Below are 14,976 nucleotides of genomic sequence, written 5' to 3'. Positions count from 1 at the left end.
CACGGAGGCGGCACGGCCCGGCAATTCAACCAATTCAACAAAAAATCGGTATCAATAAACTTGGCACACTATTGAGTTCTCAAACAACAGACACATTCGAATACTTTGCGAAACAATTCCGATTCAGTAATCCGAATTTGTGTTTCGCTTTTCTTCGCTGCGATGTTTCCATCTTATTTCATTCATTTTCACTTTGCAAATCCGGGTTATTCACCCGATATTCACTTCAATGAATGAATCCGCCCAGCACTAACGGAAGCTTTTCTTCATTCGTGCTTTGCAGTTGAAGAATTGCTTCTCAGTAAAGGGGGTTTGTCCCCGCTCAGCGGCGGCGACTCAAAAGACAATACACGCTCCCCCACGGCCGTGCAAATCGGCCGCGGAGAAGCGTGCATTTGGTGAGTTCCGGTGCTAGGCGCCCGTTACCTGGACCGTGGCCAGGTTCTTCTTGCCGCGGCGCAGCAGCAGGTACTTGCCGTGCAGCAGCTGGGCCGGAGAGATTACCGCGTCCGGATCGGAGACCTTGGCGTTGTTGACATAGGCGCCGCCCTCCCCGATGACCCGCCGCGCTGCGGACTTGCTGTCCGACAGCCCCGATGCCACCAGCAGGTCGATGATGCCCAGGCCGGTCCCATCCACCGAAGCGGACGGCAGTTCCGCGGTTGCCGCGGCAAGCGTCTGCTCGTCCAGCACAGACAGGTCGCCGTTGCCGAAGACTGCAGCGGAGGCGGCAATGACCTTTTCAGTGGCTTCGACGCCGTGGACCAGGGAGGTCACTTCGTAGGCGAGCTTCCGCTGTCCCTCGCGGGCAAAGGGACGCTCGGCGACCGACGCACCCAGTTCGTCGATCTCGGAACGGGTCAGGAAGGTGAACACCTTCAGCCGGTCCACAACGTCGGCATCCGCGGTGTTCAGCCAGAACTGGTAGAAGGTGTACGGGCTGACCATGGCAGCGTCCAGCCAGATGGCGTTGCCTTCGCTCTTGCCGAACTTGGTGCCGTCGGCGTTGGTGATGAGCGGAGTGCCCAGTGCGTGGACCGTCTTGCCCTCCACTTTGCGGATGAGTTCGGTGCCGCTGGTGAGGTTGCCCCACTGGTCGGATCCGCCGGTCTGCAGCATGCAGCCGTAGTCGCGGTAGAGCTGCAGGTAGTCCATGCCCTGCAGGATCTGGTAGCTGAACTCCGTGTAGCTGATGCCTTCCTCGGAGCTGAGGCGTGAGGCCACGGCGTCCTTGCGCAGCATGGTGCCCACACGGAAGTGCTTGCCGACCTCGCGGAGGAAATCGATCGCGCTCAGCGGCGCGGTCCAGTCGAGGTTGTTGACCATCCGGGCGGCGTTGGCGCCGTCGAAGCTGAGGAAGCGGCGGACCTGCGCCTGCAGGTAGCCCACCCACTCAGAAACGGTGTCTTTTGTGTTCAGGGTGCGTTCCGCCGTCGGACGGGGATCGCCGATCAGGCCGGTTGAGCCGCCCACGAGGCCGAGGGGCTTGTGGCCGGCCAGCTGGAGGCGCCTCATGAGGAGGAGCTGGACCAGGTTCCCCAGGTGGAGGCTTGGCGCCGTGGGATCGAATCCGCAGTAATACGTGACCGGTTCCCCGGCGAGCAGCTTCTCCAGTTCCACCTCGTCGGTGGATACGTGGACGAGGCCGCGCCATTTGAGCTCCTGCCAGATGTTGGCGAAGCTGGGGTCGTTCTGCTGGGATTCGAGGTCGTTTAGTTGTGACACGCCTTCTAAGTTAGCAGTACCGGCGCCACGCGGAGCCCGCATGAAGCAGGCTGGCCGGCCGCAACCGGCCCGGCCGGGAACGGCCGGGCCGGCCAGGCGGTGTCAGCGCTCGATGCCCGCAGGAACGCCCGCGGCCGCGATCAGCCGAAGCCGCTGCGTGGGGCGGGTCATGGCGACGTACAGATCGCCGACCCTGCCATGTTCGTGGTTCAGCATGGCGCTCGGCTCCAGGACCACGACGCCGTCGAACTCAAGTCCCTTGGCTTCGCGGGGGCTGATGACCACCACGTCCTGTTCATAGCTGCCGGCGCCCGTGCCCAGCCGGGAACCGTACTCGGCGCGCAGGACTGCCGTGGCCTCCCGCAGCAGGTCGCCGTCGGCAATCACGGCGAGCAGGCCGCCGTCGAGCGCCTCCAGCTCACCGGGAAGGACCTCCACCAGCCGGCGTACCAGGCTGCCTTTGTCCACGCGGTCGATGATGGGCGACCAGCGGCCTTCCCGGACTGCCTTCGGGGCGGAGACCACGAGGCCGGCGGCGTTGGCCATGCGGGCCGCTGCCTCGGCGATTTGCGACGGCGTACGGTAGTTCACCGTCAGCTCCTCCAACTGCCAGCGGTCGCCGAACATCGGGGCGAGGGCTCCCTGCCACGACTTCGCTCCGGCCACGGAACTGGTCTGGGCGATGTCCCCCACAATGGTGAACGACTTGAGCGGGCAGCGGCGGACCAGGAGCCGCCACTGCATCGGCGACAGTTCCTGCGCCTCATCGACAACGATGTGACCGAAGGCCCAGGTGCGGTCGCTGGTGGCGCGCTCAGCGGCCGTCAGCCGGGCTTCGCGTTCCTCGTTCTGTTCAACGAGTTCCTCGGCGGACATCAGGACATCGACGCCGGCCGATTCCATGTTGACCAGGGTCTGCCGGGCGTTGGCCAGGGCGCGGGCACGGTCCTGCTCCTGCTGGGCGAGGCCGCGGCCTGCAGCGGGATCCAGTTCACCGAGGAGTTCGGCTGCTTCGTCGAGCAGGGGAACGTCCGCCTCTGTCCACGGCGCATCCGGAGCCCGGAGCAGGAGCTCGCGCTCCCGGGCGGTCAGCCCGGGGGTGCAGGCTTCGAGGAGGGCGGGCTTGCTGAGGAGTTCACCCACGAGCTTCTCGGGCGTCATCGGCATCCAGCACAGGTTCAGCGCGATGCGCACATCGCGGGCTGTCCGGACGTCCTCGGCGAGATAGGAGCGGTCGGCATTGTTGCCGATGTTGCCGGCCTCGACGAGTTCGGTCATCTGCTCGGTCAGCTCGCGGAGCAGGATCTTGACGAACGTCACGCGGGCCTCGTTGTGCGGCTTGCCGGTGGAGCGTGCGCGTTCACGGGCGCGCCGGACCTGCCGCGGCGTGAGGGTCAGCTTGCGGCCGTCCACTTCCAGGATCCGGTTTTCGGCCGGAATGCGCTGCCGGTTGGCCACCGCGTTGGCGATGACCTCGGCCATGTCCAGCCGGCCCTTGATGGCAGCCACGTCGGCTTCCTGCTCCGGCACCGCGTTGACGCCCGGCATGAGCCTGCCAAGGCTGGCCATGACCACGCCGGTTTCACCCAGCGACGGCAGGACGCGTTCGATGTACTTCATGAAGGACGACGACGGGCCCACCAGCAGCACGCCGGCGGACTTGAGCCGGTCACGGTGGGTGTACAGGAGGTAGGCGGCACGGTGCAGCGCCACGGCGGTCTTGCCGGTGCCCGGGCCGCCCTGGACCACGAGGGCACCGGAGATGGAGGATCGGATGATGCGGTCCTGCTCGGACTGGATAGTGCCCACGATGTCCGACATGCGGCCCGTGCGCTTGGAGTTCAGGGCGGCCAGCAGGGCTCCCTCACCCTGCAGGGAGTCGGCGTCCGAGAGCATGTCGGCATCCAGGACGTCGTCCTCGATGGCCTTGACCTCGCGGCCCTGCAGGATCAGGTGGCGGCGCCGGCGGACACCCTGGCGGTCGAAGGCGGTGGCCTGGTAGAAGTGGCCGGCCTCCGGCGCACGCCAGTCGACCATGAGCCGGACGAGGTCCTCGGTGGTGAGTCCGATGCGGCCGATGTACTGCGCCTCGCCGGAGTCCAGGTCCAGCCGGCCGAACACCAGGCGGTCGTCGACGGCGTCAAGCTGGGCGAGGCGGTCCTCGTACAGGGCCGCGAAGGCGTCACGTTCGGAGACGTTCTGCATGGTGCCGACAGCTCCCGCGCGGCGCACCTGCGCCAGCTGGGCGCGCTTTTCCTCGCGCAGCTCATCAAGCCGGGCATACAGACCGGCTACATAGTCCCGTTCGTGGGCCAAATCGGCGTCGTGCATCGTTCCCCTATCGCAAAAGACAGACCGTCCATTCTATAACCATTTCGGCTGGCGTGGCGGCTGTTGAGCTGCTTAAAGAGGTTATCTCAGAGGCGCAGCAGCGACCGCACGCGGTGCCCGGCCAGAGCGGAGCGCCCGCGCAGCTCGCCGAGTTCCATCACCACGCCCACGCCGGACACGTGGACGCCGCAGCGTTCAAACAGGCGTGCCGCAGCGCCGAGGGTGCCGCCGGTGGCGAGGACGTCGTCGAGAATCAGCACCCGGCTGCCGCGGGCCAGGTCCGTCTTGTGAAGCTCCAGCGTGGACGTGCCGTATTCCAGTGCATAGTCCTCCGAATACACCTCGCGCGGCAGCTTTCCGGCCTTCCGAACCGTCACAACACCGGTGCCCGTGGCGTAGGCCGCGGCAGAGGCGAGCAGGAAGCCCCGCGCCTCGACGCCGGCGACGGCGTCGAACTGCCCTTTGAAAGGGTCAACGAGTGCGTCAACAACGGCCCGGAACGCGGGGCCGTCGGCGAAGACGGGGGTCAGGTCCTTGAAGGTGATGCCGGGCTTGGGATAGTCCTGAACGGTAGCGCAGAGGCCGGCGATGAGTTCATCAACGGGACGGGACCTGGGCGCAGTGGATGGTTCGCTGTGGTTCACGCGTCAAGCCTACGCCCGCGGCGGACGCGCCTTCGCCGCCTTGTAACGGGACACGGTGGGGTCGCCCGTCAGCCAGAACCGCCACGGATAGTCGTGCGTGCCGCCGTGCCCGGCAACGCCGACGCGGGGCCCGGTGCTGACGTGGGCGGCAGGTGTGTGTGGCAGCACCAGGCCGAAAGGGGAACTCAGGGCGTCCCGCCCGCTGTCGTCGGTGGTCAGCCCGAGTGCCGTGGCCAGCCGGGCGGGTCCGCTGGCCAGGTCCTTCGGCGCTTTCGACGTCGGCCGCCGCGCCAGCGCCAGTTCCCGCCCCTCGACGATTTCACCCGCGCGCAGCAGCACGGCGGAAGCGTGGCCGGCCGGGCCGCAGACGATGTTGGCGCAGTAATGCATGCCATACGTGAAGTAGACGTAGAGGTGGCCGGCCGGGCCGAACATGGGGGCGTTCCGGCGCGTGGGCCCGCGGTACGTGTGGGAACCAGGATCAGGGTGCAGTGAATCGACGGGTCCCATGTAGGCCTCGAGTTCTGTGATCCGGACGCCGACCGAACCTTCGTCGCTGGCATGCGTCAGGACGGCGCCAAGAAGCTGCGGGGCGATTTCCCGCGCGTCGCCGGACAGGAACTGCCGCACAGGGCCGCTGCTGGTCATGCCCCGACTTTACCGAAGCACCGGCAAGGGCCGCTTCGGCGCAAAAGCGACTCCACGGCTATGTCCGATTTCCGCTAGCAGCGTCCTCCGTCGGCTGGCAGGATGGAGTCATGGACTTCTGGCAGCGCTACCGCGCCATCGACGCGCGGGACACCCGCTTCGACGGGCAGTTCTATACGGCGGTGCGGACCACGGGCATCTATTGCCGGCCCTCCTGCCCGGCGCGGACGCCCAAGGCGGAGAACGTTACCTTCTACGAAACCTCTGCCGCCGCCCACGAGGCCGGCTACCGGGCGTGCAAGCGCTGCCTGCCTGAGGCCGTGCCGGGCACACCGGCCTGGAACCTCCGCTCCGATATTGCCGGCCGCGCCATGCGCCTGATCAACGACGGTGTGATCAACCGCGACGGCGTTGAGGGACTGGCCGCACGGCTGGGCTATTCGTCCCGCCAGCTGAACCGGATCCTCAGCCACGAACTCGGCGCCGGTCCCCTGTCCCTGGCCCGGGCCAGCAGGGCACAGACCGCGCGCACGCTGCTGGTGTCCACCACGATGAAGCTCGCGGACGTTGCCTTCGCCGCGGGTTTCAGCAGCGTCCGCCAGTTCAACGAGACCATTGCCGAGGTGTTCGACATGACGCCGACAGCCCTGCGCGGCACTGCCCGGCACCATCCGCCGGCCCCCGCGAGCACCTCGCTCACGCTGGCTCTCCCCTACCGCGAGCCGTTCGACCCGGGCGTGTTCAGCTTCCTGTCCGTCCGTGCCATTCCGGGGATCGAGGCCGGAACCGCATCGTCGTATTCCCGGACGCTGCGGCTGCCGCACGGGGACGCGCGGTTCAGCGTGGAGTATGCGGGGGCAGGTAATGGCACCGTAGCTGGTAAAACAATGGAGTACGACGGCGGACCGCACCGGCGGCCGCTGGTGCTCACCATCGGCGCGGTGGACCTGAGGGACCTGCCGGCCCTGCTGAGCAGGGTCCGCAGGCTGTTCGACCTCGACGCGGATCCGGTCGCCATCGACGGCGCGCTTGGCGCCGACCCCCGGCTTTCTGCGTCCGTCGCGGCTGCCCCGGGGATCCGCCTGCCAGGGGCGCTGGATCCGCAGGAACTGCTGATCCGGGCCATGGTGGGACAGCAGATCACCGTGGCCGCAGCCCGCACGGCCCTCACGCAGCTGGCCGCTGCCGGCAGTACCAGCACGGCCGCGGGCGACGGGCTTTCACGGCTGTTCCCGTCACCCGCGCAGATCGCTGAAGCCGGAGCAGAACTGCTCCGCGGCCCCCAGCGCAGGATAGAGTCTCTGCTGGCCGCGGCCACGGCACTGGCTGAAGGAAAGTTGGACTATGGCTACGGGGACGATCTGCCCACCCTGTCCGCCAAGCTGCTGCCGTTGCCCGGCGTCGGGCCGTGGACCGTGGGATACGTTGCCATGCGGGTTATCGGGGCACCGGATGTCTTCCTCGCCAACGACGCCGCGGTTCACAATGGAATCCGGGCGCTGGCTGCTGAATTCAGTGATTCCGCCGGTTTCGGTGATCCCGGCGACGCGGGCCCGGTGACCGGTGCACGCGGAGGCGGCGCCGCGCCGTCGTCGGACTTCCGTGAAGTCAGCCCGTGGCGTTCGTACGCCACGATGCACCTCTGGCGTGCGGCCGCCGCCGTGCCGAGAACTTCCGCCGCCCGCAGGGCGCAAACAATGAAAAGTGAAAGTGACAGCGCCATGAAAGAAACAGTGCAATGAAAGCCCAGCTCCTCACCATGACGACGCCAGACGGACCGTTCACCATCATCGCCCGCGACGGCGTGGTCCTCGCCTCGGGATGGACTGCCGACGCCCACGACCTGACGGGCCAGATCCATCCGCAATTGCTGCCGGACGCGTACGAAGAAGTAGAGCACCTCGGCCCGATCTCCGCGGCCGTGGAGGCCTTCTACGCAGGCGATCCGGCGCCTGCCATGAGCGTGCCCGTCCTGCAGAAGTCAGGCCCTTTCCGCGCCCATGCCTGGGATGTGCTCCGTACCGTCAGTCCGGGGGCGCCGGTGACCTACACCGAATACGCGGAGCTGTCCGGCAACGCCAAGGCGGTCCGGGCCGCCGCCAGTGCCTGCGCCTTCAACGCCGCTGCGCTGTTCGTTCCGTGCCACCGGGTGGTCCGCACGGACGGCACGATGGGCGGCTTCCGCTGGGGGCTGCGGATCAAGGAAAGCCTGCTGGCCCGCGAAAAGCAGGGGCTCTCCGCCGGTTGAGCTGAGCCGGCTGGGTACAGCCCTTTGCCTACCTGGCGGGCACCCCGGAAGGCCAGGGCAGCAGTTCCGGCAGGTCGACGCTGTCGGCAGCGGCCGAGGCGCGCAGGCTGCCCAGCGACGGTTCCCGTCCGGCGAGCCAGGCGGCGATGTCGGTGACCATTCCGCTGACGACGGTGGAGCGGCCGCCGTGTCCGATCGTCACCGGAGGCAGGCCGAGCGGCTGCAGCACCAGCTTTTGGCCATCGGGCACGCGGGCGGCCAGGAAGCTGAACAGGTGCTCGCAGAACGGCCTGCTCCACGTTTCCGGGCCGCGGCCGGTGTTGAGGTCCGAGGTGTGGATCACCAGCTCGCGCCACAGCGCAAAGCCGCCGTCCAGCACCACTCCCCCGCGGTACGAAATGGGCGCGTGCCAGCCGCCCGCGCCACTATGCGCGTCCAGCGCATCGAAGGCCCGCAGCGCCCGCTCCAGCGCCGAGTCCACGTCGGCGCGGTGCTGGGCCAAGGCATGCCCCGCGCTCATTTCGATAGCTTTCGTGCGGCCGTCATAGCCGCCGTCGTACAGTTCCACCGTCTCCCCGCGCGCGGCGTATTCGAGCTGCCGTGCCATCGCGTTCGAGATGCCGGCGATGTGCGCGAGGACATGCCCGCGGGTCCATCCCGGAAGGGCCGAGGGAGCCGGGACGTCAGCCTCGGTGAGTTTCGCTGCCAGGGAGGTCACGACGTCGGCGGCTTTGTGGAGTTCGGCCCGCAGGGTGTCAGGTGTGATTGCCGTCATGCCGCCATCCTAAACGGTCCCCGCCGGCGTGGGCCCGCCCGTTAACGCGGCGAGGTGGCACTTAGCGGCAGTGTTTCCGAAAAACATCGCCACCAAGTGCCACCTCGCGAACGTGGGACTACCCCGCGTACTCGCGGACGCCGTTGAGCTCGCCTTCCAGCGCTGCAAGCTGGCGTTCGACGGCGGCCGGTGCCGTGCCGCCCTGCGAGTTCCGGCTGCTGAGGGACCCTTCCGTGCTCAGGACGCTGCGGACCTCCGGGGTGAGGTGCTCCGAAATGGCGGCATACTCCCCGTCCGTCAGGTCCCACAGTTCCACGTCGCGGCTTTCAGCCTGCTTGACGGCCGCGCCGGACAGTTCGTGCGCCTCGCGGAAGGGCACGCCCTGCCGGACCAGCCACTCGGCGATGTCCGTGGCCAGCGCGAAGCCCTGCGGGGCCAGCGACTGCATCCGGTCGGCATTGAACTTCAGCGTGGCGATCATGCCCGAGACTGCCGGCAGCAGCAGCTCCAGCGTGTCGGCGGCGTCGAACACCGGTTCCTTGTCCTCCTGCAGGTCGCGGTTGTACGCGAGCGGCAGCCCCTTCAGGGTTGCCAGCAGGCCGGTGAGGTCGCCGATCAGGCGGCCGGCCTTGCCGCGGGCCAGTTCCGCCACGTCCGGGTTCTTCTTCTGCGGCATGATGGACGACCCCGTGGAGTAGGAATCGTGCAGCGTGACAAAGGAGAATTCCTTGGTGGCCCAGAAGATAACTTCCTCCGAGATCCGGGACAGGTCCACACCGATCATCGCGGACACCCAGGCGAACTCGGCGAAGACATCGCGGGACGCGGTGCCGTCGATCGAGTTGTGGACGGCCGAGTAGAAGCCCAGGTCCGCGGCAACAGCCTCGGGGTCCAGGCCCAGCGAGGAACCGGCCAGCGCCCCCGAGCCGTACGGCGACACGCCGGCCCGCTTGTCCCAGTCCTGGAGCCGCTGCACATCGCGCAGCAGGGCCCAGGCGTGGGCCAGGAGATGGTGGCTGAGCAGGACGGGCTGGGCGTGCTGCAGGTGGGTGCGGCCGGGCATTGCCACGCCGGGGTGGGCTTTGGCCTGCTCCACCAGCGCGTCGATGGTGGCCAACACGCCGCGGGCGATGATCCGGGCGTGGTCACGCAGGAACATGCGGCCCAGCGTGGCCACCTGGTCGTTGCGCGAACGCCCGGCCCGGAGCTTGCCGCCCAGCTGCGTTCCGGCGCGCTCGATCAGGCCGCGCTCCAGTGAACCGTGCACGTCCTCATCGGATTCCGCCGGGACATAGGCGCCCGAAGCGACGTCCGCGTCCAGCTGGTCCAGGGCTGCGAGCATGCCTTCAAGTTCGGCGCCATCCAGCAGCCCGGCCTTGTGCAGCACGCGGGCGTGCGCCTTGGACCCTGCGATGTCGTAGCGGGCCAGGCGCCAGTCGAAGTGCGTCGACTTGCTCAGCGCCGCGAGGGCATCGGCGGGGCCGCCGGCGAACCGGCCGCCCCAGAGGGCGCCGGTATTCGTCGCCTCCGACTTGGTGCTTTCGCTCCCCACCGGGGCTACTTTCCTGCGACGCGGATGTCGCGGCCGGAGGCAACCTTGGCGGACATGCCCCAAAGCTCGATGAAGCCGCGCGCCATGGACTGGTCGAACGTGTCGCCGGTGTCGTAGGTGGCGAGGTCGAAGTCGTAGAGCGAGGTCTCGGAGCGGCGTCCGTTGACGATCGCCTGGCCGCCGTGCAGCACCATGCGGATGTCGCCGGTGACGTAGCGCTGGGTGTCCTCGATGAAGGCATCCAGGGAGCGCTTCAGCGGGGAGAACCACTGGCCGTCGTAGACGAGCTCTGCCCAGCGCTGGCCAACGGTGGCCTTGAAGCGGGCCTGCTCGCGCTCGATGGTGACGTCCTCGAGGTGCTTGTGCGCGGTGATCAGCGCCATGGCACCGGGTGCCTCGTAGATTTCGCGGGACTTGATGCCCACCAGGCGGTCCTCGACGACGTCGATGCGGCCCACGCCCTGGGCGCCGGCGCGGCGGTTGAGTTCCTTGATCGCCTGCAGCGGGGTGACCTTGACGCCGTCGATCGCTACCGGAACACCGGCTTCGAAGGAGATGGTGACTTCGTCCGGTGCCGGCGGGAATTCCGGCGTGGCGGTGTAGTCGTAGATGTCCTTGGTGGGGGCGTTCCAGATGTCCTCGAGGTAGCCGGTTTCGACGGCGCGGCCCCAGACGTTCTGGTCGATCGAGTACGGGTTCTTCTTGGTGGTCTCGATCGGCAGGCCCTTTTCCTCGGCGAAGGCGATGGCCTTGTCGCGGGTCAGGGCGAGGTCGCGGACCGGCGCGATGCACTTCAGGTCCGGGCCGAGGGTCTGGATGCCCACTTCGAACCGGACCTGGTCGTTGCCCTTGCCGGTGCAGCCGTGGGCCACGGTGGTGGCGCCGAATTCACGGGCGGCCTTGACCAGGTGCTTGACGATGACCGGGCGGGAGATCGCGGAAACCAGCGGGTAGTGGCCCTGGTAGAGGGCGTTGGCCTTCAGCGTGGGCACGCAGTATTCGTTGGCGAACTCGTCGGACGCGTCGGCCACGTAGGCCTCGACGGCGCCGCAGCCGAGGGCGCGCTGGCGGATGGTCTCCAGCGATTCGCCGCCCTGTCCGACGTCGACCGCCACGGCGATGACCTCGGCGCCGGTGGCTTCACCGATCCAGCCGATGGCTACGGAAGTATCCAGGCCACCTGAGTAGGCCAGAACAATACGCTCAGTCACGGAACATGCTCCTTAGTTGTTTGTTTTTGTTGTGTTTGCCTGTGTCAAAATTTGCCGGGGAAGAAAGCGGCCGGACGCTACTGGCCGGTGCCGGCTTCCTCGGCGAGCTGCAGAAACCGGGCGGCCAGGTCCGGCCCGCCCAGCGGGTCCCGGGCCACGAGCAGCACAGTATCGTCCCCGGCAATGGTTCCCAGGATCGATGGCATCACCGAATGGTCGATGGCGAGGGCGAGGAAGTTCGCCGCGCCCGGCGGTGTGCGAAGCACCACGAGATTGGCCGATGCCTCGGCCGTGACCAGGAGCTCCCCGCAGAGCCGCGCCAGCCGGGCATCGAGGATTTCCTGGCTGACCCCGCTCTTGGCCGCCCGCTCCCCGCCTTCACCGGGTACGGCGTACACCAACACGCCCGACTTGCCCCGGACCCGGACGGCGCCAAGCTCCACGAGGTCACGCGACAGCGTGGCCTGGGTGACCTGCACGCCGTCGTCGGCGAGCAGCGCCGCGAGCTCGGCCTGGGACCGCACCGACTCGCCGGTCAGGATCGCTGTGATCCGCGCCTGGCGGGCCGTCTTGGTGGCCGGGCTCGCGCCCGGGGCGGCCGGGTTGGTGGACACTAGAACGTGCTCTCCCCGGTGCCTTCAACGGGAGCAAGACCGTCGACGAACGCCAGCCCGGACCGGTGCATGAGCCAGGCCATGAGCCCTTTCTGCGCGTGCAGCCGGTTCTCCGCCTCGTCCCACACGATGGACTGCGGGCCGTCAATCACGCCGGCCGAGATTTCGTAGCCGCGGTAGGCGGGCAGGCAGTGCAGCACGACGGCGTCAGCGGCGGCCTGCGCCAGCGCGGCCTCGTCCACGGAGTACTCACGGAACAGCTGCAGCCGGGCCTCCTTCTCCGTTTCCTGGCCCATCGAGACCCAGGTGTCGGTGGCGACGACGTCGGCTCCCTTGAGTGCCTCCGCCGCGTCGGTGGTGATCAGGACGGAGCCGCCGGTCTCGGCGGCACGTTCCTGGGCGGCGGCCACAATGGCCGCGGCAGGAAGGTAGCCCTCCGGGCCGGCGATGCGGACGTGCATGCCGGCCGTGACGCCGGCCAGCAGATAGGAGTTGGCCATGTTGTTGGCGGCGTCGCCGAGGTACGCCATGGTGAGGCCCTTGAGTTCGCCCTTGTGCTCCTTGACCGTCAACAGGTCAGCCAGCAGCTGGCAGGGGTGGTAGTCGTCGCACAGGGCGTTGATGACCGGAACCTTGGAGTTTTCCGCCATGGCAACGAGGCCGGAGTGCGCGCCGGTCCGCCACACAATGGTGGAGACCATGCGCTCGAGGACCTTGGCGGTGTCCTCGACCGATTCCTTGTGGCCGATCTGTGCCTCGCCAGGGTTGATGATCAGGGCGTTGCCGCCCATGTCCGCCACGCCGGTGGCAAAGGAGACCCGGGTCCGGGTGGAGGTCTTGTCGAAGATGACAGCCACAGTCTTGCGGCCGCTGCCTTCCGCGGCGAACGGCTGGACGCTGTACGGCGCCGCCTTCATGCGGCCCGCGAGCTCCAGGACTTCCGCCTGCTCGGCAGGGGTGAGGTCCGTGTCCTTCAGGAAATGGCGGATGGTGGAAGTCACTGTGCGTCCTTTGCGGTTTGCAGGATGGCCGGAAGGGCGGCCAGGAAACGGTCCGCCTGCTCGGTGGTCAGGATGAGCGGCGGCGCCAGGCGGATGGTGCGCGGGCCGGGGCTGTTGATGATGAAGCCGGCGTCCAGGGCTGCGGTCACGGCGGCGGGGGCGACGTCGGCGTCCAGGTCGAAGCCGATCAGCAGTCCCTCGCCGCGCACCTCGGTGACACCGTCGACGGCGGCCAGCGCCTTCCGGACGTGCTCACCCACGGTGCGGACGTTGTCCAGCACGTGCTGGCTTTCGATGGCGTGCAGCGTGGCCAGTGCAGCGGCGGTGGCCACCGGGTTCCCGCCGAAGGTGGTGCCGTGCTGCCCCGCGGACAGGAGCGACGACGTCTGCTCGCCGAACGTCACGAGCGCGCCGATCGGGAAGCCGCCGCCGAGGCCCTTGGCAAGGGTGACGGCGTCCGGCACGATCCCGGCGTCCTCGCTGGCCAGCCACTTGCCCGTGCGTGCGATGCCGGTCTGCACCTCGTCCAGGATCAGCAGGGCACCGGCCTCTGCGGTGACCTCGCGGGCGGCCTTCAGGTAGCCGGCCGGCAGCGGCCGGACGCCGGCTTCGCCCTGGATGGGCTCCAGGAAAACGGCTGCCACGGTGTCGTCGACCGCGTTGCGCAGGGCGTCGATGTCCCCGAACGGAATGTGCTCCACTCCCCCGGGCACGGGCTCGAAGGGGGCGCGGTAGGCCTCCTTCGCAGTGAGCGCCAGCGCTCCCATGGTCCGGCCGTGGAATGCGCCCTCCAGCGCGATGATCCGGGTGCGGGGCTTGCCGCCGGCCTCACCGGCGGGAGAACCTGAGTTCCGGCGGGCCAGCTTGAAGGCGGCCTCGTTGGCTTCGGTGCCGGAGTTGGTGAAGAACACCTTGGAGCCGGCCGGCGCTGCACTGAGTTCCAGGAGCTTCTCGGCCAGGGCGATCTGGGTGGGGCTGGTGAAGAAGTTGGAGACGTGCCCCAGGGTGGCCAGCTGGCTGGAGATCACCGAGGTCACGAACGGGTGGGCGTGGCCGAGCGCGTTGACGGCGATGCCGCCGAGGAGGTCCAGGTACTCCTTGCCGTCAGCGTCCCAGACAAGGCAGCCGGCGCCGCGAACCAGCACCCGCTGCGGCGTGCCGAAGACGCCCATCAGCGACGACGAGTAGCGCGCCAGCCACTCGGAACCTGCATGCCCGCTGGTTTCGACCAGATCGGTCACCGATGACTTTTCCACGGTATTCATGCGTTCGTCTCCTCGTCCGGGACCACCTGGGTGCCGATTCCCGCCGTCGTAAATGTTTCCAGAAGCATTGAGTGCGGCAGCCGGCCGTCCACAATGTGTGCCCTTTCCACGCCCTCGTCGATGGCCTTCAGGCAGGCGGCCATCTTGGGAATCATGCCGGATTCGAGCCTGGGCAGCATCTCCCGCAGCTCGGAGGCCGTCAGCGAGGAGATCAGCGAGGATTTATCCGGCCAGTTGGCGTAGAGGCCTTCGACGTCGGTCAGGATGACCAGCTTCGAGGCGCCCAGTGCCGAGGCCACAGCCGCGGCCGCGGTGTCCGCGTTGACGTTCAGGACCTGGCCGGTGGGCTGGAAGCGGGCGGTGCCGGGCACACCGTCGCCGGCGTCGGTGATCTCCGGGGCGACGGTGGAGACAACGGGGATCCGGCCGGCGTCGAGGATGTCCACGATGCCGGCGGGGTCCACACCCACCACCTCGCCCACGAGCCCGAGGTCCACCTCCTCGCCGTCAACCACGGTTCCGGTGCGGACGGCACGCAGCAGGCCGCCGTCTTCACCGGACATGCCGACGGCGTACGGCCCGTGCGAGTTGATCAGGCCCACCAGTTCACGGCCCACCTGGCCGGTGAGGACCATCCGCACCACGTCCATCGCCTCGGGCGTGGTCACGCGCAGCCCGCCCTTGAACTCCGACTCAATGCCAAGCCTGCCCAGCATGGAGTTGATCTGCGGGCCCCCGCCGTGGACCACCACGGGGTGGATGCCCACGTGGTGGAGGAACACGACATCCTCGGCGAAGGCGCGGCGCAGTTCGTCGTTGACCATGGCGTTGCCGCCGTACTTGATCACCATGGTGGTTCCGGCGAAGCGCTGGATCCACGGCAGGGCTTCGATGAGCGTGCCTGCCTTGTCTTGGGCATCACTCATGGACGTTGACTCGCGGGTCTGGGTGTTCATGCGGCT

The 14,976-nt window shown here is 68.0% G+C and carries 13 protein-coding genes; 2 read left to right on the top strand and 11 right to left on the bottom strand.

Translation table 11 applies throughout. The annotated features are described in order from the left end of the window. Nucleotides 1-411: 411 nt before the first annotated feature. The 4 genes from tyrS to ACFRAH_RS22745 form a co-directional block, all read right to left on the bottom strand. Entirely contained in the window at nt 412-1,725 is a 1,314-nt protein-coding gene (gene tyrS, locus ACFRAH_RS22760; RefSeq protein ID WP_377993172.1) for a tyrosine--tRNA ligase, read from the bottom strand. Nucleotides 1,726-1,827: 102 nt separating this feature from the next. Continuing rightward, the gene (locus ACFRAH_RS22755; protein ID WP_377993171.1) at nt 1,828-4,056 is read right to left on the bottom strand and encodes a HelD family protein; all 2,229 of its coding nucleotides are present in this window, start codon (nt 4,054-4,056) and stop codon (nt 1,828-1,830) included. An 86-nt stretch (nt 4,057-4,142) separates the two neighbouring features. Then, nucleotides 4,143-4,700 carry an adenine phosphoribosyltransferase gene (locus tag ACFRAH_RS22750; RefSeq protein ID WP_377993170.1) on the bottom strand — a complete coding sequence of 186 codons (558 nt, stop codon included), beginning with the start codon at nt 4,698-4,700 and terminating at the stop codon, nt 4,143-4,145. A 9-nt stretch (nt 4,701-4,709) separates the two neighbouring features. Continuing rightward, on the bottom strand, nt 4,710-5,348 hold the full coding sequence (locus tag ACFRAH_RS22745; RefSeq protein ID WP_377993169.1) for a DNA-3-methyladenine glycosylase: 639 nt from the start codon (nt 5,346-5,348) through the stop codon (nt 4,710-4,712). Nucleotides 5,349-5,458: 110 nt separating this feature from the next. Here ACFRAH_RS22745 and ACFRAH_RS22740 point away from each other — a divergent pair, with 110 nt between their 5' ends. Together ACFRAH_RS22740 and ACFRAH_RS22735 are read left to right on the top strand one after the other, a co-directional pair. Further along, nucleotides 5,459-7,090, top strand: a complete 1,632-nt coding sequence (locus ACFRAH_RS22740; protein WP_377993168.1) for a DNA-3-methyladenine glycosylase 2 family protein — start codon at nt 5,459-5,461, stop codon at nt 7,088-7,090. Continuing rightward, on the top strand, nt 7,087-7,596 hold the full coding sequence (locus ACFRAH_RS22735; protein WP_377993167.1) for a methylated-DNA--[protein]-cysteine S-methyltransferase: 510 nt from the start codon (nt 7,087-7,089) through the stop codon (nt 7,594-7,596). Before ACFRAH_RS22740 ends, ACFRAH_RS22735 begins: the two co-directional genes overlap by 4 nt. 28 nt (nt 7,597-7,624) lie before the next feature. Here ACFRAH_RS22735 and ACFRAH_RS22730 read toward each other — a convergent pair whose 3' ends face one another. From ACFRAH_RS22730 to argB, 7 genes are all read right to left on the bottom strand, one after another. Beyond that, nucleotides 7,625-8,371, bottom strand: a complete 747-nt coding sequence (locus tag ACFRAH_RS22730; protein ID WP_377993166.1) for a maleylpyruvate isomerase family mycothiol-dependent enzyme — start codon at nt 8,369-8,371, stop codon at nt 7,625-7,627. Nucleotides 8,372-8,489: 118 nt separating this feature from the next. Continuing rightward, complete coding sequence (gene argH, locus ACFRAH_RS22725) at nt 8,490-9,923, bottom strand: argininosuccinate lyase (protein WP_377993165.1); 1,434 nt, start codon at nt 9,921-9,923, stop codon at nt 8,490-8,492. 5 nt (nt 9,924-9,928) lie between these two features. Beyond that, nucleotides 9,929-11,134, bottom strand: coding sequence for an argininosuccinate synthase (locus ACFRAH_RS22720; protein WP_377993164.1), 1,206 nt, complete (start codon nt 11,132-11,134; stop codon nt 9,929-9,931). A gap of 77 nt (nt 11,135-11,211) precedes the next feature. Then, complete coding sequence (locus ACFRAH_RS22715; RefSeq protein WP_377993163.1) at nt 11,212-11,748, bottom strand: arginine repressor; 537 nt, start codon at nt 11,746-11,748, stop codon at nt 11,212-11,214. Beyond that, nucleotides 11,748-12,749: an ornithine carbamoyltransferase gene (gene argF / locus ACFRAH_RS22710; RefSeq protein ID WP_377993162.1), complete on the bottom strand. Its 1,002-nt coding sequence runs from the start codon at nt 12,747-12,749 to the stop codon at nt 11,748-11,750. The genes ACFRAH_RS22715 and argF overlap by 1 nt, the downstream gene beginning before the upstream one ends. After that, entirely contained in the window at nt 12,746-14,014 is a 1,269-nt protein-coding gene (locus tag ACFRAH_RS22705; RefSeq protein WP_377993161.1) for an acetylornithine transaminase, read from the bottom strand. The genes argF and ACFRAH_RS22705 overlap by 4 nt, the downstream gene beginning before the upstream one ends. Then, complete coding sequence (gene argB, locus ACFRAH_RS22700; RefSeq protein ID WP_377993160.1) at nt 14,011-14,970, bottom strand: acetylglutamate kinase; 960 nt, start codon at nt 14,968-14,970, stop codon at nt 14,011-14,013. Before argB ends, ACFRAH_RS22705 begins: the two co-directional genes overlap by 4 nt. Nucleotides 14,971-14,976: the final 6 nt, after the last annotated feature.

It is taken from the genome of Arthrobacter sp. NPDC056727, assembly GCF_042790555.1.
Lineage (GTDB): Bacteria > Actinomycetota > Actinomycetes > Actinomycetales > Micrococcaceae > Arthrobacter.
Note: the sequence above shows the minus strand (reverse complement) of the source record. Positions and strands in the feature narration are given on the sequence as shown.